Origin of the sequence: Sabulicella flocculans (assembly GCF_045449635.1) — a bacterium.
In the GTDB taxonomy this organism is placed as follows: domain Bacteria; phylum Pseudomonadota; class Alphaproteobacteria; order Acetobacterales; family Acetobacteraceae; genus Roseococcus.
In genome coordinates, this window is the sequence record NZ_JBJJBR010000003.1 from 194,518 (window position 1) to 212,840 (window position 18,323).

General features: G+C 74.7%; 21 protein-coding genes. 3 read left to right on the forward strand and 18 right to left on the reverse strand.

Features of this window, described 5'->3' with window-relative positions:
- Positions 1-370: 370 nt before the first annotated feature.
- The 8 genes from ACI6QG_RS05780 to ACI6QG_RS05815 all read right to left on the reverse strand — a co-directional run bounded on the left by ACI6QG_RS05780 (position 371) and on the right by ACI6QG_RS05815 (position 7,004).
- Positions 371-1,726, reverse strand: a complete 1,356-nt coding sequence (locus tag ACI6QG_RS05780; protein ID WP_407023621.1) for a hypothetical protein — start codon at positions 1,724-1,726, stop codon at positions 371-373.
- Positions 1,720-2,160 (reverse strand): molybdenum cofactor biosynthesis protein MoaE, encoded by a 441-nt coding sequence (locus ACI6QG_RS05785; protein WP_407023622.1) that lies wholly within the window; start codon positions 2,158-2,160, stop codon positions 1,720-1,722. Before ACI6QG_RS05785 ends, ACI6QG_RS05780 begins: the two co-directional genes overlap by 7 nt.
- Before the next feature lie 2 nt (positions 2,161-2,162).
- Positions 2,163-2,414, reverse strand: a complete 252-nt coding sequence (gene moaD, locus ACI6QG_RS05790; protein WP_407023623.1) for a molybdopterin converting factor subunit 1 — start codon at positions 2,412-2,414, stop codon at positions 2,163-2,165.
- Positions 2,411-3,061, reverse strand: coding sequence for a hypothetical protein (locus ACI6QG_RS05795; RefSeq protein ID WP_407023624.1), 651 nt, complete (start codon positions 3,059-3,061; stop codon positions 2,411-2,413). Before ACI6QG_RS05795 ends, moaD begins: the two co-directional genes overlap by 4 nt.
- Positions 3,062-3,121: 60 nt before the next feature.
- The gene (gene pgsA, locus ACI6QG_RS05800) at positions 3,122-3,709 is read right to left on the reverse strand and encodes a CDP-diacylglycerol--glycerol-3-phosphate 3-phosphatidyltransferase (protein ID WP_407023625.1); all 588 of its coding nucleotides are present in this window, start codon (positions 3,707-3,709) and stop codon (positions 3,122-3,124) included.
- 6 nt (positions 3,710-3,715) lie between these two features.
- Positions 3,716-5,608: an excinuclease ABC subunit UvrC gene (gene uvrC / locus ACI6QG_RS05805; protein WP_407023626.1), complete on the reverse strand. Its 1,893-nt coding sequence runs from the start codon at positions 5,606-5,608 to the stop codon at positions 3,716-3,718.
- Positions 5,609-5,874: 266 nt separating this feature from the next.
- The gene (gene folB, locus ACI6QG_RS05810; protein WP_407023627.1) at positions 5,875-6,258 is read right to left on the reverse strand and encodes a dihydroneopterin aldolase; all 384 of its coding nucleotides are present in this window, start codon (positions 6,256-6,258) and stop codon (positions 5,875-5,877) included.
- Positions 6,255-7,004, reverse strand: coding sequence for an SDR family oxidoreductase (locus ACI6QG_RS05815; RefSeq protein ID WP_407023628.1), 750 nt, complete (start codon positions 7,002-7,004; stop codon positions 6,255-6,257). The genes folB and ACI6QG_RS05815 overlap by 4 nt, the downstream gene beginning before the upstream one ends.
- A gap of 65 nt (positions 7,005-7,069) precedes the next feature.
- Here ACI6QG_RS05815 and ACI6QG_RS05820 point away from each other — a divergent pair, with 65 nt between their 5' ends.
- Positions 7,070-7,444, forward strand: a complete 375-nt coding sequence (locus tag ACI6QG_RS05820) for a dihydroneopterin aldolase (RefSeq protein WP_407023629.1) — start codon at positions 7,070-7,072, stop codon at positions 7,442-7,444.
- 1 nt (position 7,445) lies between these two features.
- Here the strand turns inward: ACI6QG_RS05820 and ACI6QG_RS05825 are convergent, their stop codons facing one another.
- The 6 genes from ACI6QG_RS05825 to hpnI are packed head-to-tail and all read right to left on the reverse strand — an operon-like array spanning position 7,446 to position 13,500.
- Positions 7,446-8,114 (reverse strand): hypothetical protein, encoded by a 669-nt coding sequence (locus ACI6QG_RS05825; RefSeq protein ID WP_407023630.1) that lies wholly within the window; start codon positions 8,112-8,114, stop codon positions 7,446-7,448.
- A gap of 17 nt (positions 8,115-8,131) precedes the next feature.
- The gene (locus ACI6QG_RS05830) at positions 8,132-9,055 is read right to left on the reverse strand and encodes a hypothetical protein (protein WP_407023631.1); all 924 of its coding nucleotides are present in this window, start codon (positions 9,053-9,055) and stop codon (positions 8,132-8,134) included.
- 50 nt (positions 9,056-9,105) lie between these two features.
- The gene (locus tag ACI6QG_RS05835) at positions 9,106-10,062 is read right to left on the reverse strand and encodes a lysylphosphatidylglycerol synthase domain-containing protein (RefSeq protein WP_407023632.1); all 957 of its coding nucleotides are present in this window, start codon (positions 10,060-10,062) and stop codon (positions 9,106-9,108) included.
- Positions 10,059-10,928: a hopanoid biosynthesis-associated protein HpnK gene (hpnK, locus tag ACI6QG_RS05840; protein WP_407023633.1), complete on the reverse strand. Its 870-nt coding sequence runs from the start codon at positions 10,926-10,928 to the stop codon at positions 10,059-10,061. The genes ACI6QG_RS05835 and hpnK overlap by 4 nt, the downstream gene beginning before the upstream one ends.
- Positions 10,925-12,358, reverse strand: a complete 1,434-nt coding sequence (hpnJ, locus tag ACI6QG_RS05845) for a hopanoid biosynthesis associated radical SAM protein HpnJ (RefSeq protein WP_407023734.1) — start codon at positions 12,356-12,358, stop codon at positions 10,925-10,927. The genes hpnK and hpnJ overlap by 4 nt, the downstream gene beginning before the upstream one ends.
- Positions 12,359-12,375: 17 nt before the next feature.
- Complete coding sequence (gene hpnI, locus ACI6QG_RS05850; RefSeq protein WP_407023634.1) at positions 12,376-13,500, reverse strand: bacteriohopanetetrol glucosamine biosynthesis glycosyltransferase HpnI; 1,125 nt, start codon at positions 13,498-13,500, stop codon at positions 12,376-12,378.
- 44 nt (positions 13,501-13,544) lie between these two features.
- Between hpnI and ACI6QG_RS05855 the strand changes: the two genes are divergently transcribed.
- Positions 13,545-14,450, forward strand: a complete 906-nt coding sequence (locus tag ACI6QG_RS05855; RefSeq protein ID WP_407023635.1) for an MlaA family lipoprotein — start codon at positions 13,545-13,547, stop codon at positions 14,448-14,450.
- The gene (locus ACI6QG_RS05860) at positions 14,447-15,082 is read left to right on the forward strand and encodes a substrate-binding domain-containing protein (protein WP_407023636.1); all 636 of its coding nucleotides are present in this window, start codon (positions 14,447-14,449) and stop codon (positions 15,080-15,082) included. The genes ACI6QG_RS05855 and ACI6QG_RS05860 overlap by 4 nt, the downstream gene beginning before the upstream one ends.
- 15 nt (positions 15,083-15,097) lie before the next feature.
- On the opposite strand, the gene ACI6QG_RS05865 is transcribed toward ACI6QG_RS05860, so the two are convergent.
- The 4 genes from ACI6QG_RS05865 to hrcA all read right to left on the reverse strand — a co-directional run bounded on the left by ACI6QG_RS05865 (position 15,098) and on the right by hrcA (position 18,301).
- A complete protein-coding gene (locus ACI6QG_RS05865) occupies positions 15,098-16,108 on the reverse strand; it encodes a GDP-mannose 4,6-dehydratase (protein WP_407023637.1) in 1,011 nt (336 codons plus the stop codon).
- 66 nt (positions 16,109-16,174) lie between these two features.
- A complete protein-coding gene (locus ACI6QG_RS05870) occupies positions 16,175-16,645 on the reverse strand; it encodes a GNAT family N-acetyltransferase (RefSeq protein ID WP_407023638.1) in 471 nt (156 codons plus the stop codon).
- Entirely contained in the window at positions 16,642-17,193 is a 552-nt protein-coding gene (locus tag ACI6QG_RS05875; RefSeq protein WP_407023639.1) for a nucleotide exchange factor GrpE, read from the reverse strand. The genes ACI6QG_RS05870 and ACI6QG_RS05875 overlap by 4 nt, the downstream gene beginning before the upstream one ends.
- Positions 17,194-17,224: 31 nt before the next feature.
- Positions 17,225-18,301, reverse strand: a complete 1,077-nt coding sequence (hrcA, locus tag ACI6QG_RS05880) for a heat-inducible transcriptional repressor HrcA (RefSeq protein WP_407023640.1) — start codon at positions 18,299-18,301, stop codon at positions 17,225-17,227.
- Between the last annotated feature and the right edge of the window lie 22 nt (positions 18,302-18,323).

Genomic DNA, 18,323 nt, shown 5'->3' on the forward strand with positions numbered 1-18,323 from the left:
GCATCCGCCCGCCTTGGCTTCGGCACCCTGAAGGGTGCCGGCGCGCGCCGTGCGCGCGCATTCTCCGTCCGCGGTGTCGATGCCTGGGGTGGGTTGGCGCTGGCTGGCCGGCGCTCGGCTGCGCCGTGGCGCCTCTGGCGCGCGGGGGCGCTGGTCCTGGTGGGTTGGCGCTGGCTGGCCGGCGCTTGGCTGCGACGTTGCGTCTCCGGCGCGTGGGGCGCTGGTCCTGGCGGGTCGGCGCTGGCTGGCTGGCGCTCGGCTGCGCCGTTGCGCCTCTGGTGCGTGGGGCGCTGGTCCTGGCGGGTCGGCGCTGGCTGGCTGGCGCTCGGCTGCGCCGTTGCGCCTCTGGTGCGTGGGGCGCCCGCCGGCGTCAACCGGCGCCGATGCGGATGCGCCGGTAGCCCGGCACCTCCACCCCCGGCGCCGGGCGGCGCGTCAGCAGCAGCGCCGCCAGCGGCACCAGCCAGGCGACGCGCGCGCCGTAGCGGTGGTGCGGCTTGGACAGCATGCCCGTGGCGGCGGCGTTGCCCAGCACACCGAGGATGATCGCCACCCGCAGCCCCGCGCCCACCCGGTCGCCCTGCCGCCAGGCCCGCCACGCCCACAGCAGCAGCAGGGGCGCGGAGGCCGCCACCACCAGCGGGTGCAGCCAGGCGATGGCGCGCGCCTGCTCCGCCAGCCGGTCCTGCTGCTGCAACGCCGCCTCGTAGCGGCGCATCTCGGCAGCGGGGAAGCCCTCCGCCAGGCCGGGGCGGACGGAACCGCCGACGGCGGCCGCCGGCAGCACGTCGCCCACCGCCATCAGCCGCAGCTGGCGGCCCCAGTTCAGCAGGGCGTGGCCGGCCACCGCCAGCGGCTCTCGCCGCAGCGTCTCGCGGATGATGGCGCGCGCCTCCGGCGCCAGCTTCGCCCCGCCCAGGAAGATGGCGTTGCCCGCGGGGTCGCGGTTCACCGGGCTGCCGGGCAGCCACAGGAAGTCATCCGAATCGGCGGGAAGGCGGCCGGCGAAGGCGCAGAGGTACCAGCCGCTGCCGGGGCACAGCGCCTCCACCGTGCGCGCCGCCGGCCCATCCGCCACCAGCCGCGCCAGCAGGAAGGTGGAGCCGTGGGGCGACAGCGCCGCCACCCCATGCCCGACGAGATTGGTGAGCAGCAGCAGCGCCACCGCGCCCCCCAGCGGGATGGCGGCGCGCAGCAAGGGCCCCCAGTGGCGCAGCAGCACCGCCCCGCCCAGCACCGCCAGCAGCATGGGGATGTTGGACAAGTGCGCCGCCGCCGCCACGCTGCCCAGCAGCATCAGCCACGCGCGCTCCCACCGCCGCAGCCCGGCCCAGCCCCAGCCCAGCAGCGCGGCGCACAACAACGCCGCCGGCACCAGGATGTCGGGCATCACCAGCGCCACGAACCAGGGCGCGGTGCTGAGCACCGCCAGCGCGGCGCAGAGCGCGACGTGGAAGGCCGGCCGCGCCCGCCCGGCCTCCCGCGCCAGCAGCCACACCAGGTGCGAGGTGATGGCCCCCTGCGCCAGCACCACGCCCCACAGCGTGACGTGCCAGTGGAAGGGCAGGATGAAGGGGCCGTAGATCCAGGGCTTGTCCCAGATCATCAGCGGCACGACGGTCTGCGCCAGGAAGGCGCCGCTGTCGCTGAACACGATGGGCCAGCCGTTCAGGAAGGCGGGCCAGCACAGCAGCACGGCGCCCAGCGCGATGGCGGCCGCTACCACCGGCCGGCGGCGTCCTCGTCGGCGGCGCGGGCTTCCACCCAGCGGGTGCTGCCGTCCTCCCATTCCTCGCGCTTCCAGAAGGGGGCCTTGGTCTTCAGCCAGTCCATCAGGAAGGCGCAGGATTCCAGCGCGGCGGCGCGATGCGCGCTGGCGGTCAGCACCAGCACGATGGGGTCGCCCGGCAGCATGCGGCCGTGGCGGTGGATGACGGTGCAGCCCGACAATGGCCAGCGCGCCATCGCCTCCTGCGCGATGCCGCGCAGGGCGCGTTCGGTCATGGCCGGGTAGTGCTCCAGCACCATGGCGCGCAGCCCCTGGTCGGCGCGGCAGATGCCGGTGAAGGAGGCCAGCGCCCCCACCTCGCCCGCGCCCTGCAGGGCGGCGGCCTCGGCTGCGAGGTCGAAGGCGGCTTCGGTGACGGCGACCTTGAGCATGGCTAGCCGCCGGTGACCGGCGGGAAGAAGGCGACCTCGTCGCCCTCCCGCACCGGGTCGGAGGGGGTGGCGAAATCCTGGTTCACCGCGCAGCGCAGGGCGGAGGGATTGGCGAAGCCCGCCGCGTGGCCGGGGCTGCGCGTCGCCAGGTGGGCCATCAGCCCCGCCACGTCGCGCACGCCTTCGGGCAGGGGCATCTCCTCCTCGGCCAGGCCCACCTTCTCGCGCAGCCAGGCGAAGTAGAGGAGCTTCATCGCGGGGTCGGCACCTGTTCGGGCGGCAGGCCGGGGCGCAGGATGGTGGTCACCCCGCCGTCGCGGATCGCCACGCCGGGCACGCCGCCGGGCTCCATGGTGGTGCCCACATTGCCCGAGCGCGTGGTGACGGTGGCGGGCCCGCGCAGGGTGGGCAGCACGCCGCCCACCTCGTCCGCGCGCAGCGGGCGCGGCGGGGGCGCGGGCATCGGCACGGTGGGCGGCACCACGTTCTGCGGCTGGATCGGGTTCAGCGCGTCGGGCGGCGGCGAGGAGGAGCCGCGCCGGGCCGGGCGCGCGGCCTCCGTGGCCGGGTCGCTCAGGCCCATGCGCTGGTTGCCGAAGCCGCGCAGCGCCTCGTCCGGGTTGGCCAGGGTGGCGCGCGGCGCTTCCTCGCGCGGCCAGACGTCGCCGGCCTCGGGGCGCAGCACCGCCATGTCCGCCGTCGGGCCGGCGGCGCCACCGGCACGCACGCGCTGCACGGTCAGGCTTTCCTCCACGCCCACCCGCGGGCCGCCCCATTGCGGCCCGTTGCGCAGGGAGATGTCGGTCAGCCCGTCGGTCATGGAGGAGAAGGAGCGCTCCATCGCCGCGCAGCCCCCCAGCAGGGCGGCGCAGAGCAGCAGCGGCACGAGGCGAAGGGCCATCACGGGCTCCCGGAAGGGGGGATTCATCGCGGGCGACAATGCGCCGCGAAGGGGGGAATCTCAAGGCCGGGTGGCTGTGCCGCCCGTCGCGTGGCGCAGCCCGGCGCGCAGGTAGTCCCAGCCGGTCATCAGGGTCAGGGCGGCGGCGGCCCACAGCATCGCCTCGCCGATGGCGCCCACCGGCAGCGCGCCCAGGCCGATGGCGGCGGCGCCGCTGTCGCCGGCCAGCAGCACGCCCAGCGCGCCCATCTGGAAGCCGGTCTTCCACTTGGCCAGCCGCGTCACCGGCAGGCCGATGCGCAGCGCGGCCAGGTATTCCCGCAGGCCCGAGACGAGGATCTCCCGCAGCAGGATGATGATGGCCGGCAGCAGGGACCAGTTGGGCAGGCGGTCGAAGCCGGCCAGGCACATCAGCGCCGCGCCCACCAGCAGCTTGTCGGCGATGGGGTCCAGCATGCGGCCGAAATCGCTGGTGATCTGGCGGTCGCGCGCGATCTTGCCGTCGAAGTAGTCGGTGATGGCGGCGGCGCTGAACACGGCGCAGGCCGCCATGTCCGCCCAGGGCTCGCGGAACGCCGCCAGCAGCACCATCACCGGGATCGCCAGGATGCGCGAGATGGTCAGCAGGTTGGGCAGGTCGGTGGGCACGCCACCCTACTTAGCTTGCGCCGCGCCGGGATGGAAATGCCCGTGGATCTTCCGCGCCAGCCCGGGGCCGATGCCGGGGCAGGCGGCCAGGTCAGCCTCGCCCGCGTTGCGCACCCCGCGCGCCGAGCCGAAATGGTTCAGCAGCCGCTTCTTCACCGCCGCGCCGACGCCGGGGACGTCGTCCAGCTCCGACTTCACCATCGCCTTGGCGCGGCCGGCGCGGTGGGCGCCGATGACGAAGCGGTGCGCCTCGTCGCGCAGGCGCTGGAGGTAGTAGAGGACGGGGTCGCGCGGTGGCAGCTGGAAGGCCTCGCGCCCGTCCATGTGGAACCATTCGCGCCCGGCGTCGCGGTCCACGCCCTTGGCGATGGCGACCAGCGGGATGTCCTCCAGGCCCAGCTCGCGCATCGCCTCCCGCGCCACGGACAGCTGGCCCTGGCCGCCGTCGATCAGCACCAGGTCGGGCCAGCCATCGCCGCCGCGGCTCGGGTCCTCCTTCAGGGCGCGGCCGAAGCGGCGCTCCAGCACCTCGCGCATCATGGCGAAATCGTCGCCCGGCTTGGCGTCCTTGATGGCGAACTTGCGGTAGTTGGCCTTCATGAAGCCGGCCGGCCCGGCGACGATCATCGCGCCATAGGCGGCGGTGCCCTGGATGTGGCTGTTGTCGTAGACCTCGATGCGCTCGGGCCGGCCATCCAGGTTGAACAGGGCCTGCACGCCGTCCAGCAGGGCGGCCTGGGCGGTGGATTCCGCCAGCCGCCGCTCCAGCGCCTCCCGCGCGTTGGTGGCGGCGTGCTCCACCAGGGCGCGCTTCTCGCCGCGCTGGGGGGTGGCCAGCTCCACCTTGCGGCCGGCCTTCAGCGCCAGCGCCTCGCCCAGCAGCTCGCCTTCCGGGGCGGCGTGGCTCAGCAGCACCAGGGGCGGCGGCGGCATGTCGTCGTCGTAGAGCTGCGCGAGGAAGGAGCCCATCACCTCCTCCGGCGTGATGTCGGCCCGCGCATGGGACAGGAAATAGGGCCGGTTGCCGTTGTTGCGGCCGCCGCGGAAGAAGAAGACCTGCACGCAGGACTGCCCGGCCGCCATGTGCAGCGCCACCACGTCGGCATCCGCCACGGATTCCACGTTGATGCGGCTGTGGCCCTGCACGTGGGTCAGGCCGCGGATGCGGTCGCGCAGGGCGGCGGCGCGCTCGAACTCCAGCGCCTCGGCGGCCTGCTCCATCTCGCGCGCCAGCCGCTTCTGGATGGAGGGCACCTGGCCGGCGAGGAACTGCTTGGCCTCCTCCACCAGCTCCCGGTAGGCGCCTTGCTCGACGCGGCGGACGCAGGGGGCGGAGCAGCGCTTGATCTGGTGCAGCAGGCAGGGCCGGTCGCGGCTGTCGAACACGGTGTCGTTGCAGGAGCGCAGCAGGAACACGCGCTGCAGCGCCGTCAGCGTCTGGTTCACCGCCCAGGTGGAGGCGAAGGGGCCGTAGTAGGAGGCGCCCTTGCGGCGCTCCCCGCGGTGCTTGGCGATCTGCGGGAAGGCGTGGTCGTCGGTGATCAGCAGCCAGGGATACGACTTGTCGTCGCGCAGCACGATGTTGTAGCGCGGCCGCAGCTTCTTGATGAGGTTGGCTTCCAGCAGCAGCGCCTCGGCCTCGCTGGCGGTGGTGACGACCTCCAGGCGCCGCGTCTCGTGCACCATGCGCCGCAGCCGCTCGGGCAGACGGGCGAGCTGGGTGTAGGAATAGACGCGCTTGCGGATGGCCCGCGCCTTGCCGACGTAGAGCACGTCGCCCCGCGCATCCAGCATGCGGTAGCAGCCGGGCGTCAGCGGCAGGGTGGGCAGGGCTTCCTCCAGCACCTGCAGCCCCTGCATGGGCGGCGGCGCGGGGGTTTCGGTGATGTCCTCGGTCATGCCTTCGGGGAAACGCGACTTGTCCACGGAAGCTGTGGATAAGCCTGTGGGAGATCAAGCGGGTTCGGCCCGCCGCCCCAGGCGCATCCTGGGGTTGGCCGCGATTGCTGCCGTTTTGTGCAATAAGTCAAGCCCTTGTTTTTGAACGATTTTCCAGGATTGCGACCCTGGGAATGCGTCAATCCCATGACGGACGAGGCGCGCAAAGGATTCCGGTTGCAGCGGTGGACGAAATTTTTTGCCCCCCGGAATCCGCTTGACTCGGCCTAGAGCCGCGTCCGCTCGATGGTCACGCCGACGGAGGCGATGTCGGGGAAGGCGTCGGGCTTCTCGATGGACACCCGCGCCAGCTTGACACGCGGGTCCACCAGCGCGGCGGCGGCGACCGTCTCCGCCAGGGTCTCCACCAGCATCACGTGGCCGCGGGCGACGGCGCTGCGGGCGGCCTCCACCACGCGCTCGTAGTCCACCACGCGGGCAAGGTCGTCCGGGCCGATGCCGATGGCGGCCGATTCGTCCTCCACCGCCAGCTCCACATGCACCAGGATGCGCTGCGGCGCCGCCTTCTCGTGCGCATGCACGCCCAGCCGCGCCTGGAGCTGCAGGCCGCGGACGAAGACCTGCCGCAGCCGCAGGGGATGCGCGCTCATGCCGGGAAGGCCACGTCGCGGCCGCGCCGGCGCAGCTTCTGGCCCGCATCCACCACGATGACCTCCCCGGTGACGCGCCGCGCGCGCAGCAGGAACAGCACCGCCTCCGCCACGTCCTGCGGCTCCACCCCGGCGCCCAGCGGGTTGTTGCGATGGGCGCGCTCGAAGTTGGCGGCGCTCTGCTCGCCGCTCACCAGGGTGATGGCGGGGGCGACGCCGTTGACGCGGATGCGCGGGGCGAAGTGCAGCGCCGCCATCTCCGTCATCCCCGCCAGCCCGTACTTGCCGAGCGCGTAGGTGAAGTAGTCCGGGTTGGGCGCCCACAGGCGGTTGTCCAGCAGGTTGACCACCGCGCCCTCCGCCCCCTCGGGCAGCTGCGCCGCGAAGCCCTGGGTCAGCAGGGCGGGCGCCAGCAGGTTCACCGCCGCCTGTCGGGCGAACTGCGCCGCCTGGAAGGCCGAGGGCGTGTCGTAGAGGAACAGGGAGGCGTTGTTCACCAGCCCGTGCAGCCCGCCGCACAGCGCCCCGGCCCGCGCCGGCAGGGCGGCGGCGGCGGCGGCGTCCGACAGGTCGGCGCCCAGCGTCCAGGCCTGGCCGCCGGCGGCGGCGATCTCGGCGGCCAGGGCGGCGGCGTCGTCGCCGCCGGTGTGGTGGTGGATGACCACGGGCAGCCCGGCCTGGGCCAGGTGGCGGCTGATGGCGGCGCCGATGCGCCGCGCGCCGCCGGTGACGAGGATGCCGGGCAAGGGGGCCTCTTGGTCGGGAAGGGGGGACTCGCCTATAGCGCCGCCTTCCCCCCCGGAGAAGCCGCATGGACCCGATGACCCTGTTCCCCCGCGGCTACGTCGCCTCCCGCGTGCTGGGCATGGAGGTGGAGGTGGCCATCGGCCTGCACCCGTGGGAGCGCCATCCGGAGCGCCCCAACCGACTGCGGGTGGACGCCGAGATGTTCGTGCCGGCCGACGCGCTGGGCGGGGCCATCGTGGACTATGACGGGGTGCGGAACCTGGTGCGCGGCTGGCGCGGCCGGCCGCACGTGGAGGTGCTGGAAACCCTGGCCGAGGAGCTGCTGGCCGAATGCTTCCGCGACGGCCGGGTGGCGGCGGCCCGCGTGGCCATCACCAAGACGCAGATCTTCCCGGAGGCGTCCGGGGCCGGAATCGAGGTGTTCCGGCCCCGGCGCTGAGTCAGACCCGCCCGTCCAGCGTCGGCCGGGTGGCCGTGCTGTCGGCGGCGTGGGTCTGGGCGCGGGCCGGCGCCACGGCCGGGTCGCGGTTGGCGTCCATGTGGCCGGCGCCGCGGCCCATCTCGCCCGACTCCAGGTCGAAGTTCTGCCAGCCGGCGGAGCGGTAGCTCTCGCCGCGCTCGCGCAGGCTCACGGGCTGGTGGCGGGCCAGGATGGTCTCGGCGTTGGCCGCCTGGGTGGCGTCGGCCGCGCGGATGGTCACCAGGGTGCCGCCGCGCTTCACGCCCTCGGCGTAGACATGGGCGTCGGCCTCGTCCACGCCGGCGCCGGTCAGCGCGCCCAGGATGCCGCCCGCCGCGGCGCCCACGCCGGCGCCGGTGAGGGTGGCGACCAGCCAGCCGGCCGCCACCACCGGGCCGAGGCCCGGGATGGCCAGCAGGCCCAGCCCGGCCAGGATGCCGGCGCCGCCGCCGACCACGGTGCCCAGCGTGGCGCCGATGCCCGCGCCGGAGTCGGCGTCGCCGTCCCCGTCGCGCGCGTCGGCGATCTCGCCATCGGCGCGGCGGTGGAGGATGGAGATGTCAGCGGCGGCGAAGCCCGCGGCCTCCAGGTCGCGCACGGCGGCCTCGGCGTGGGTGTAGCTGTCGAAGAGCTTGACGATGGTCTGCATGGTTCGGGTTCCCTGGATCAGCGGAAGGTCACGGTGCCCTGGAAGTCCAGGCCGACCTGCACCTGCCGGCCCTCGCGCATCGCCTGGCCGCGCCAGACGCCGTTGTTGTCGCGGGTCAGCTCGCCCACCTGGGAGAAGCCGGCCTCCTCGATGCGGGCGCGGGCCTGGCCCTCGGTGAAGGAGTTGGCGCCGGGCTGGTCGCCCACGCCCGCGGTGCCGGCGGGCACCACGTTCACCCGCCCGTCGCGGTCGCGGCGGTCGCTGTCGTTGGCCGCGGCCTCGCGTCCGCCGCGGCTGTTGTCCATGGCCGCGCCGACCGGGGCATTGGTCACGTTGCTGCCGGTGGCCGTGCCGCCGGCCGCGCCGGTGGGCATGGTGGCGTTCTGGCCGGTGGCCGCGCCCGTGCTGTTGCGCCCGTCCACCGTGTTGTTGGTGATGGCCGAGGTCGAGCCGGTGGCGGTGCCCGCCTGGCCCGCGGCCGGCGTGCCGGCCTGGCCCATCGGGCGGTTGCCGGCGGTGCCGGTGGTGTTGGTCACCGTCGGCGCGGCGGAGGTGGAGGAGCCCATCTGGGTGCCGGACACCCCGGTGCCGCTGCCCGAGCCGGGCACGCCCGAGGGCGCGGCGGAGGTGGAGGAGCCGAAGGTGGCGCCGGAGGCGTTGCCGCTGCCGGCGGTGCCGGCGGCCGGGTTCACCCCCATCGGCGCGCCCATGTTCGGGCGCGTCTCGGCGGTGGCGTTCGGCCCGGAGGTGGCGCCGGAGGAGCGGCCATCCGTCACCTGCCCGCCGGAGCGCAGCGGGTCGGTCGTGTTGGGCGAGGTGGTGTCCACCGAGCGGGACATGCCGGTGCCCGGCGCCTGCGCCGAGGTGCCGAGGTTGCCCTGGGCATAGGCCGGCATGGCGGCGAGCGCGAGGCAGATGTGGGTCAGCAGGATCTTGCGCATGGCTGGGTGTTCCCCTCTGGCAGTCTTGTGCGGGTGGGAACGGCCCAGGGTCAGGGCGGGTTGCGGCGCTCCAGCCAGGCCCAGGCCAGCAGGCCGGGCAGGAACAGGAACAGGTCCCGGAAGCGGCGCGCGATGGCGAGCGCCGCGGCGGGCGCGGCGGGGATGCCGACCAGCGCGCCGATGCCGATGAACCCGGCCTCCTGTAGGCCCAGCGCGCCGGGCACCAGGAAGGCGGCGGAGGAGACGGCCTGGATCAGCGCCTCCAGCACCAGGGCCTCGGCGAAGCCGAAGGGCAGGCCGAAGACCTGGAAGGCCACCCAGATCTCCAGCGCGCCGGCGATCCAGGCCAGGAACTGCCAGCCGAAGCACAGGGCGATGGCGCGCGGGCGGCGCCAGGCGCGGCGGACGTAGCGGTCCATCCGCCCGGCCTGCGCCGCGAAGCCCTCCAGCCTTCCCGCCGCCACGCGGTTCAGCGCGCCGGCCATGCGGCCGAACAGCGCCAGGCGCTGGGCGGCGATGAAGGCGCCGCCCAGCGCGGCGCCGCCGGCCATTCCCAGCAGCAGCCCACCCCAGCCGATGGCCCCACCCCCGGCCGCCAGCAGCGCCAGCCCCAGCAGGGCGAACAGCAGCTGGGACAGGATGGACAGCGCCACGTCCATTAACAGGCCCCCGGCGGCGGGCGCGGCGGGCACGCCCTGCCGGCGCAGTAGGCGGAAGGAGGCGACCTCGCCCCCCACCCGGCCCACCGGCAGCAGGCCGTTCACGGATTCGCGCACCCAGACGTTCAGCGTCATCAGCGGCAGGGCGGGGCGGCTGCGGCCAGGCATCAGCACCGCCCAGGCCCAGGCGTTCAGCACCATGGAAGGCACATGCGCCAGCGCCACCAGCACCAGCCCCGGGCCCGCCGTGCGCAGCAGCGCCGCGATGGCCGAAAGATCCTGCGTGGCGAGCACCGCCAGCGCCAGCGCCAGCCCGCCCAGCGCCAGCAGCAGGCCGAGGCGGTTCAAAGCCCGCGGTCGGCGGAGGGCGCAACCCCCAGCATCGCCCGGTAGCCGCCGCGTGGGGTGCCTTCCAGCAGGTCGCGCACTGCCGGGTCGGTCAAGGCCGCCAGCTCCTCGGCATAGCGGTAGCCGGGCGCCGAGCCGGGGAAGCCGCCTTGCGTCGCCGGGTGGAAATACAGCTCCGTCACGCCCCCGGGCAGCAGGGGGAGGACGGCGCGCAGCCGCGCGGGGGTGAAGGCGCCGGACCAGGCATAGCCCACCACCCGGTCCGGCGCGCGCAGCGCCCAGTTGGTGGCGCGCCGGCGCAGCACGCCGCACCAGCGGTTGAGGATGGCGTAGGGCAGCTGCGGGCTTGCCGGGTCGGCGCGGCGGATCAGCGCCGGGTCTTCCTGCGGCAGTCGGATGCAGGGGATGCCGGCGCCGGCGGCGGCCTGCATCAGCGCGGCGGCGATGTGCGGGTGCAGGTGGTAGTGCTTATGGGCGTTGACGTGGTCGCAGCGCAGGCCGGTGTCGGCGAAGCGGGCGAGCTGCGCCGCGACCTCGGCATGGAGTTCGGCGCGGGCCTCGCGCGACAGGGCCAGCAACAGGCCCAGCGCCGCCATGTCGTCGCGGAAGCGGCCATCCTTGCCCACCAGCGAGGGGATGCGCGCGGCGGGCAGCACCGGCACGCCATCGGTGAGCGTGAGGTGCAGCCCGATGGCGAGGGCGGGATTGGCGCGGGCCACCCGCACGCCTTCCTCGAACCCCGCCTCGCCCACCATCAGGGAGGCCGCCGTCAGCACGCCCTCGCGGTGGGCGCGCTCGATGCCCTCGTTGGTGGCGGGGGCGAGGCCGAGGTCGTCGGCGGTGAGGATGAGGCGGCGCGCGTTCACGCCGCCTTGGCGACCTTGCGGTCCTTCAGGAAGCGGAAGAACTCCACCCCCTCGCGCAGGCGGCGCACCAGCATCTGGCGGTCGCGCACCATCTCGCCGCAGATGCTCGCGATCTTCGGCACGCGGAAGTAGAAGCGGCGGTAGAAGCGCTCCACGCCGTCGAAGATCTCCTGGTGGCTCAGGCCGGGATAGTGCAACGGCGCGATCTGCACGCCATGCGCGTCCACGTAGTCGGTGTGGGCGGTGTCCAGCCAGCCCTCGCGCGCCGCCTGGTCGTACAGGAAGGTGCCGGGATAGGGCGCGGCCAGCGACACCTGGATGGTGTGCGGGTTGGTCTCGATGGCGAAGCGGATGGTTTCCTCGATGGTCTCCTGCGTCTCGCCCGGCAGGCCGAGGATGAAGGTGCCGTGGATGGCGATGCCGAGGTCATGGCAGTCCTTGGTGAACTGCCGCGCCACCTCCACCCGCATGCCCTTCTTGATGTTGTGCAGGATCTGCTGGTTGCCGCTCTCGTAGCCCACCAGCAGCAGGCGCAGGCCGTTGGCGCGCATCACCTCCAGGCTCTTGCGCGGCACGTTGGCCTTGGCGTTGCAGGACCAGGTGACGCCCAGCTTGCCGAGCTCCTTCGCGATGGCCTCGGCGCGCGGCAGGTCGTCGGTGAAGGTGTCGTCGTCGAAGAAGATCTCCTGCACGCCAGGGAAGTTGGCCTGGATGTACTTGATCTCCTCGATCACGTGCGCGACCGAGCGCGTGCGGTAGCGGTGCCCGCCCACCGTCTGCGGCCACAGGCAGAAGGTGCAGCGGCTCTTGCAGCCGCGCCCGGTGTAGAAGGACACGTAGGGGTGCTTCAGGTAGCCGATGAAGTACTTCGTCCAGTCCAGGTCGCGCTTGTACACCTCGCTCACGAAGGGCAGGGCGTCCATGTCCTCCAGCACCGGGCGGTCGGGGTTGTGGACGATGCTGCCGTCGGGGGCGCGGAAGGACAGGCCCTTCACCTCGGCCAGCGGCACGCCCTCCGCCACCTCCTTGCAGGTGAAGTCGAACTCGTTGCGCGCCACCCAGTCGATCACCGGCGCGTCGCGCAGGGATTCCTCGGCCTGCACCGCCACCTTGGCGCCGATCAGGCCGATCTGCAGCGCGGGGTTCACCTGCTTCAGCCGCTCCGCCACCTTCACGTCGGAGGCGAAGGAGGGCGTGGAGGTGTGCATCACGCACAGGTCGTAGTCGCGCGCCATCGGCGCCACGTCCTCCAGGCCCAGACCGTGCGGCGGCGCGTCCACCAGCCTGGAGCCGGGGATCAGCGCGGCGGGCTGGGCCAGCCAGGTGGGGAACCAGAAGGACTTGATCTCGCGCCGCGCCTGGTAGCGGGCGCCGGCGCCGCCGTCGAAGCCGTCGAAGGACGGGGCCTGGAGGAACAGGGTGCGCATCATCGGCGGTTCGGGCCTCATCAACCGGGGTCGCCCGCCTCCGTCATCCGGCCGGCGGGGGTCAGGGCGTAGCGGCGGCCTTGCCAGTCCACCCGCCCGGACCCCCAAGCCGTGGCCCAGACGGCGAAGGAAAGCAAGTCACGGATCGGCAAGGCGGCCCAGCGCCGCAGGGAGGGCGGCCGCCCCAGCGCCCCGTCCACCCCGGCCGCCAGGGCCAGCCGCGCGGCGCCGGCGGCGGCCAGCACGGCGGCGGTGGCCGCGCCGGGCGCCAGGGCCAGCGCCGCCAGCGCCCAGGGCAGCGGGTGGGTCAGCGCCAGCCCGGCGAAGCCCCAGGGGTCCAGCAGGCGCAGGGTGCGCGCCCAGCGCCGCTCGTGCCGCCACAGCGCGGGCAGGGAGGGCTCGCTCATCAGGTGCGCCGGCAGCACCGGGGCCACCACCACCCGCAGCCCCAGGCCGCGCACCGCCATGCCCAGGGCGTGGTCGTCGGCCAGCAGCTCCAGGAAGCGCCGGAAGCCGCCCAGCCGCTCCAGCGTCTCGGCGCGCAGGGCCACGGTGGCGCCGTAGCAGCCCTGCGCCTTGCCCAGCGCCTCGCCCAGGGCCGCGTTGGGCAGGAAGTGCCAGTCCACCCCGCGCGCCGCCAGGGCCGACCAGGGCGAGGCATCCGCCGCCTCGGCGCGGTACAGGCAGGTCACCAGCCCCACCGCCGGGTCGGCCAGCGGGGCGGTCACCGCCGTCAGCCATTCCGGCGGGCAGCGCATGTCGGCGTCGGCGGCCACCAGCACCGGGTGCGCGGCCGCGCCGGACAGGTGAACGAGTTGCGACACCTTGCGGTTCGCCCCCAGCACGGCGCCGCCGGCCAGCACGCGCAGGCCCAGCGCCGCGGCCACCGCCCGCGCCGGGTCGGCGGGGTCGGCCACCGCGGCCAGCACCTCGAAGGGGGCGGCGTGGCGCTGCGCCAGGGTGGCGCGCAGGTTCCCCGCCAGCCCGGGCTCGGCGCCGTGCAGCGGCTTCAGCACGCTGGCCGGCAGGGCGGGGGCTGCGGCCGGCGGCGTGGCGGCCAGCCGGCGCAGGGCGCGGCGGGCCAGCAGCGCCTGGGCCGCGCCGGCCAGCGCCAGCAGCGCGCACAGGATGGCGAGGATGCTCACGCCCGCACCATCGCGCCGCCACCGCCGGTTTGCTAGCCTGGGCCATGCCCCGCGCCCTGCTCCTGCTGCCGCTGCTCGCCGCCTGCGCCGCCGCGCCGGGCGCCGACCCGCGCGACCCCTTCGAGGCGCAGAACCGCCAGGTGCTGGCCTTCAACGAGGGGGTGGACGCCGCCGTGCTGCGCCCCGCCGCCGAGGCGTACCGCGAGGCGCTGCCCACGCCGGTGCGCACCGGCATCCGCAACGTGCTGAACAACCTCAACCAGCCGGTCATCCTGGCCAACAACCTGCTGCAGGCCCGCTTCCTGGACGCCGGGCAGACGCTGATGCGCTTCTACATCAACACCACCGCCGGGCTGCTGGGCGTGTTCGACGTCGCCACCCCCGCCGGCGCGGTGGAACGCCCGGCGGATTTCGGCCAGACGCTCGCGGCCTACGGCCTGCCGGACGGGCCGTTCCTGATGCTGCCCATCCTGGGCCCCACCAACCTGCGCGACGCGGTGGGGCAGGGGGTGGACACCCTGGCCAACCCGGTGGGGCTGGCCGGCGGCTACGTGGTGGGGCGCACGGTCAACGGGCTGGTGGGCGTGGGGCGCGGCACGCTGGGCGGGCTGGACCTGCGCGCGGAGAACATCGAGACGCTGGACGCCCTGCGCGCCGACAGCCTGGACTTCTACGCCCGCCTGCGCTCCGTCGTGCAGCAGCGCCGCGACGCCGAGCTGGGCCGCGCGGGCAGCGACGCCGCCCTGCCCGGCGTGCTGGAGGACCCCGGCGCCGCCCCGCCGGGCGCCGGGCCGCTGATGCCGGTCATCCTGGCCGACCCCGGCGCCGGGCCGCCCGCCGCCGTGGTGCCCGCCGCCGCCGCGGCGCCCGGCGCGCCCGCCCCCGCCCCGGTGCTGCGGGTGGACCCCGCCTGGGCGCGCCAGGCGCTGGACGGGGCGCAACGCCGGTGAGGCTGCTGTCCACCCTGGCGGTGCGGCTGCCGCTTGAGCGCGACATCCTGCCGCGCCTGCCCTTCGCCGTGCAGGCCGAATGGCTGCCCACCACCCTGGCGCTGCGGCGGCTGGCGGAAGGCGCGGCGCCCGACCTCCTCATCCTCACGGACGAGGCGCTGGCGGAGGGCCCGCGCGTGCCGCTGGTGCGCTCCGCCCTCGGCCTGGCGGTGCGCGCCGGGGCGCCGCGGCCGGAGGTGGCGGACGAGGCCGGCTTCCGCGCCGCCTTGCTGGCCGCCCGCCGCCCGTGCTGGAGCCGCGCCGGGGCCAGCGGCATCCACCTGGAAGGCGTGCTGGAGCGCCTGGGCATCGCCGAAGCGGTGCGCCCCAAGGCCCTGGTCATCCCCCAGGGCTTCACCGCCGAGCGCCTGCTGACCGGCGAGGCCGACCTGGCGGTGCAGCAGGTGAGCGAGCTGCTGATGGTGCCCGGCGCCGAGGTCTTCGCCCGCTTCCCCGAGGCGTTGCAGCAGCGCGCCCTGTTCAGCGCCCGCGCGGCCCCGCAATCGGCCGAAGCGGCGGCGCTGCTGGCGGCGCTGGCCGCGCCGGAGGGCCGGGCGGCGCTGCGCGCCGCGGGGCTGGAGCCGGTGGCGTAGGCAGGCGCGCCGCGCTCAGGGCGGCGGGCCGGGCCCGCGGGAGGGCCGGTCCGCGCGCTCGCGGTGGCGGCGGAGGTCGGCCTCCACCATCTCGGCCACCATCTCCTCCAGGCTGGTGCGCGGGGCCCAGCCCAGCACGCGGCGGGCGCGGGTGGCGTCGCCCCGCAGCACGTCCACCTCGGCCGGGCGCAGGAAGGCGGGGTCCACCCGCACGTGGCGTTCCCAGTCCAGCCCGGCATGGGCGAAGGCCAGCCGGCAGAACTCCCGCACGGAGGTGGTGCGGCCGGTGGCCACCACGTAGTCGCCCGGCTGCTCCTGCTGCAGCATCAGCCACATCGCCTCCACGTAGTCTGCCGCGTGGCCCCAGTCGCGCGTGGCGTCCAGGTTGCCCAGCGGCAGCGCCTCGGCCAGCCCCAGCCGGATGCGCGCCACGCCGTCGGTGATCTTGCGGGTGACGAACTCGATGCCGCGCAGCGGGCTCTCGTGGTTGAACAGGATGCCGGAGGAGGCGTGCAGGCCGAAGCTCTCGCGGTAGTTCACCGTCATCCAGTGGGCGTAGAGCTTGGCGGCGGCGTAGGGCGAGCGCGGGTAGAAGGGGGTGGCCTCGTCCTGCACGGGCCGCTGGATCAGCCCGTACATCTCGCTGGAGGAGGCCTGGTAGAAGCGCGCCCGCGGCGCCACCAGCCGCGTCGCCTCCAGCATGTTCACCGCGCCCAGCCCGGTCACCTGCCCGGTGAGGATGGGCTGCGTCCAGGAGGTCTTGACGAAGCTCTGGGCGCCGAGGTTGTAGATCTCGTCCGGCTGCGCCGCCTCGATGGCGCGCAGGATGGAGGCGAGGTCGGACAGGTCGGCGTCCAGCATCTCCACCCGGCCCTCGATGCCCAGCCAGCGCAGGCGCTCCCCCACCACGTCGGCGGAGGCGGAGCGGCGCAGCAGGCCGAAGACGCGGTAGCCCTTGCCCAGCAGCAGCCGCGCCAGGTAGGCGCCGTCCTGGCCGGTGACGCCGGTGATGAGGGCATGGGGCATCGGGGTTCCTCGGCGGGCCCGGCCTGGGTGCCAGAAACCGCCGGGGCTGGAAAGGTGGCGCGCCGGTCAGCCCAGCGGCTTGCAGAGGTAGCGCACCACCTTGCCGTTGCGCGGGTCCGTCGCCTCGCCCATCGGCGCGAAGCCCAGCGCGGCGTGGAAGGCCAGGGAGGCGGGGTTGGGCGGCAGCAGGTTCACCTCGCAGCACAGCAGGGGCAGCCCCGCCGCGCGGGCGCGCGCCTCCACCTCCGCGTACAGCGCCCGCGCCAGGCCGCGGCCGCGGGCGGCGGGGGCCACCACCACGCGGTCCACGTAGGCGAAGGCGGGCAGGCGCGCCTGGAACCAGGCGTGGTTGGGCCCCTGGCTCGGGGTGTCGCCGCGCAGGGCCACCAGCAGCGCGCCCTCCGCCCGCAGCGCCAGCCAGGCGGCGCCCAGCAGGGCGCGCAGCCCGGACTCGCCCAGGGCGTTGACGTGCTCCGCCTCGGCGTCGTTCAGCGCCGCCAGGGCGGGGATGTCGGCGTCGGTGACCGGGCGGATCACCCCTTGGCGGCCACCACCACCATGGCCGGCTTCAGCAGGCGGCCGTTCAGCGTCCAGGCGTGGCTCCAGGCCTGCAGCACGGTGCCGGGCGCCACGCCCTCCGGCGCCGGGGCCTCGCTCATCGCCTGGTGCAGCGCGGGGTCGAAGGCCTCGCCCTGGGCGGGCTTGCGCTGGATGCCGTTGGCCTCCAGGCGCTGGAGGAAGAAGCGCTCCACCCCCTCGAAGCCGCCGCGCAGCTTGGCCACCAGCTCGGGCTCGTCCTCGGCGGGCGGGGGCAGGGCGTCCAGGCCGCGGCGCAGGTTCTCGGCGGCCTCCACCACGTCGGCGGCGAATTTCTGCACGGCGAAAAGGCGCGCCTTCTCCGCCTCCTCCTTGCCGCGGCGCACGGCGTTGGCCGTCTCGGCGCGGGCGTAGAGCAGGGCGGATTCCAGCTCGGCCACCTTGGCCTCCAGGGCGGCGGCGCGGTCCTCCGGCGCGGGGTCGGGCTGGGCCTCGGGGGCCACGGCGTCGTTCAGGGCTTCGGGCTTCTCGGGCTGCTGTTCGCTCATGCCGCCCAGGTAATGGCCGCCGGCGCGCGCATCAACCCAGCAACCGCCCCAGCACGCGGGCCGTGTAGTCCACCACGGGGATGACACGCCCGTAGTTGATGCGCGAGGGCCCGATGACGCCGATCGCTCCGACGATGCGCTCCTGCGCGTTCCGGAACGGCGCCACCACCACCGACAGCCCGGCGGAGTTGAACAGGCCGGATTCGGCACCGATGAAGATCTGCACCCCCTCACCGCGCTGGGCCAGCTCCAGCAGCTTCAGGGTGGTCTCCTGCGCCTCCAGCCGCTCGAACAGGGCGGAGATCTCCTGCACGCGGGCCAGGTTCTCCACGTTCTCCAGCAGCCGCGCCTGCCCGCGCAGGATCAGGCTGCCGGCGGAGCCGCCGGCCCAGGTGGCCAGCCCGGCCTCGATCACCTGGTGCGTCAGCGCGTCCAGCGCGGTTCGGTTGGCGGCGATCTCCTCGCCCACCGTCTCGCGCGTCTCCTCCAGGGTGCGGCCGGCCAGCCGGGCGTTGAGGTAGTTGCCGGCCTGCACCAGGGCGGCGGGCGGCAGGCCCGGTGGCACCTCGATGACGCGGTTCTCCACCCGGCCATCCTCGCTCACCAGCACCACCAGGGCGCGGCCGGGGCCGAGGGGGACGAACTCGATGTGGCGCAGCGCCGCCTCGCCCTTAGGCGCGACCACCAGCCCGGCCGCACCCGCGAGGCCGGACAGCATCTGCCCCGCCTCGGCCATCGTCTCCTGCAGGGAGCGGCCATGGGCGGCGCAGCGGGCGGCGATGCGCTCGCGCTCCTCCGCGCTCAGGTCGCCGAATTCCAGCAGCCCGTCCACGAACAGGCGCAGGCCTTGCTGGGTGGGCAGGCGGCCGGCGGAGGTGTGCGGCGCGTAGAGCAGCCCCGCCTCCTCCAGGTCGGCCATCACGTTGCGGATGGAGGCGGGGGAAAGGTTCAGCGGCAGCCGGCGCGACAGCGTGCGCGAGCCCACGGGCTCGCCGGTCTGGACATAGACCTCCACCAGTTCGCGCAGCACGGCGGTCGCGCGGGGGTCGAGGGCGCTGGCGAGGCTGGGGGCGGGCAGCAGGCCCGGCGGGCGGGGCGGCGTGTTCATCCACCCCGGAGTCTTGGTTTTC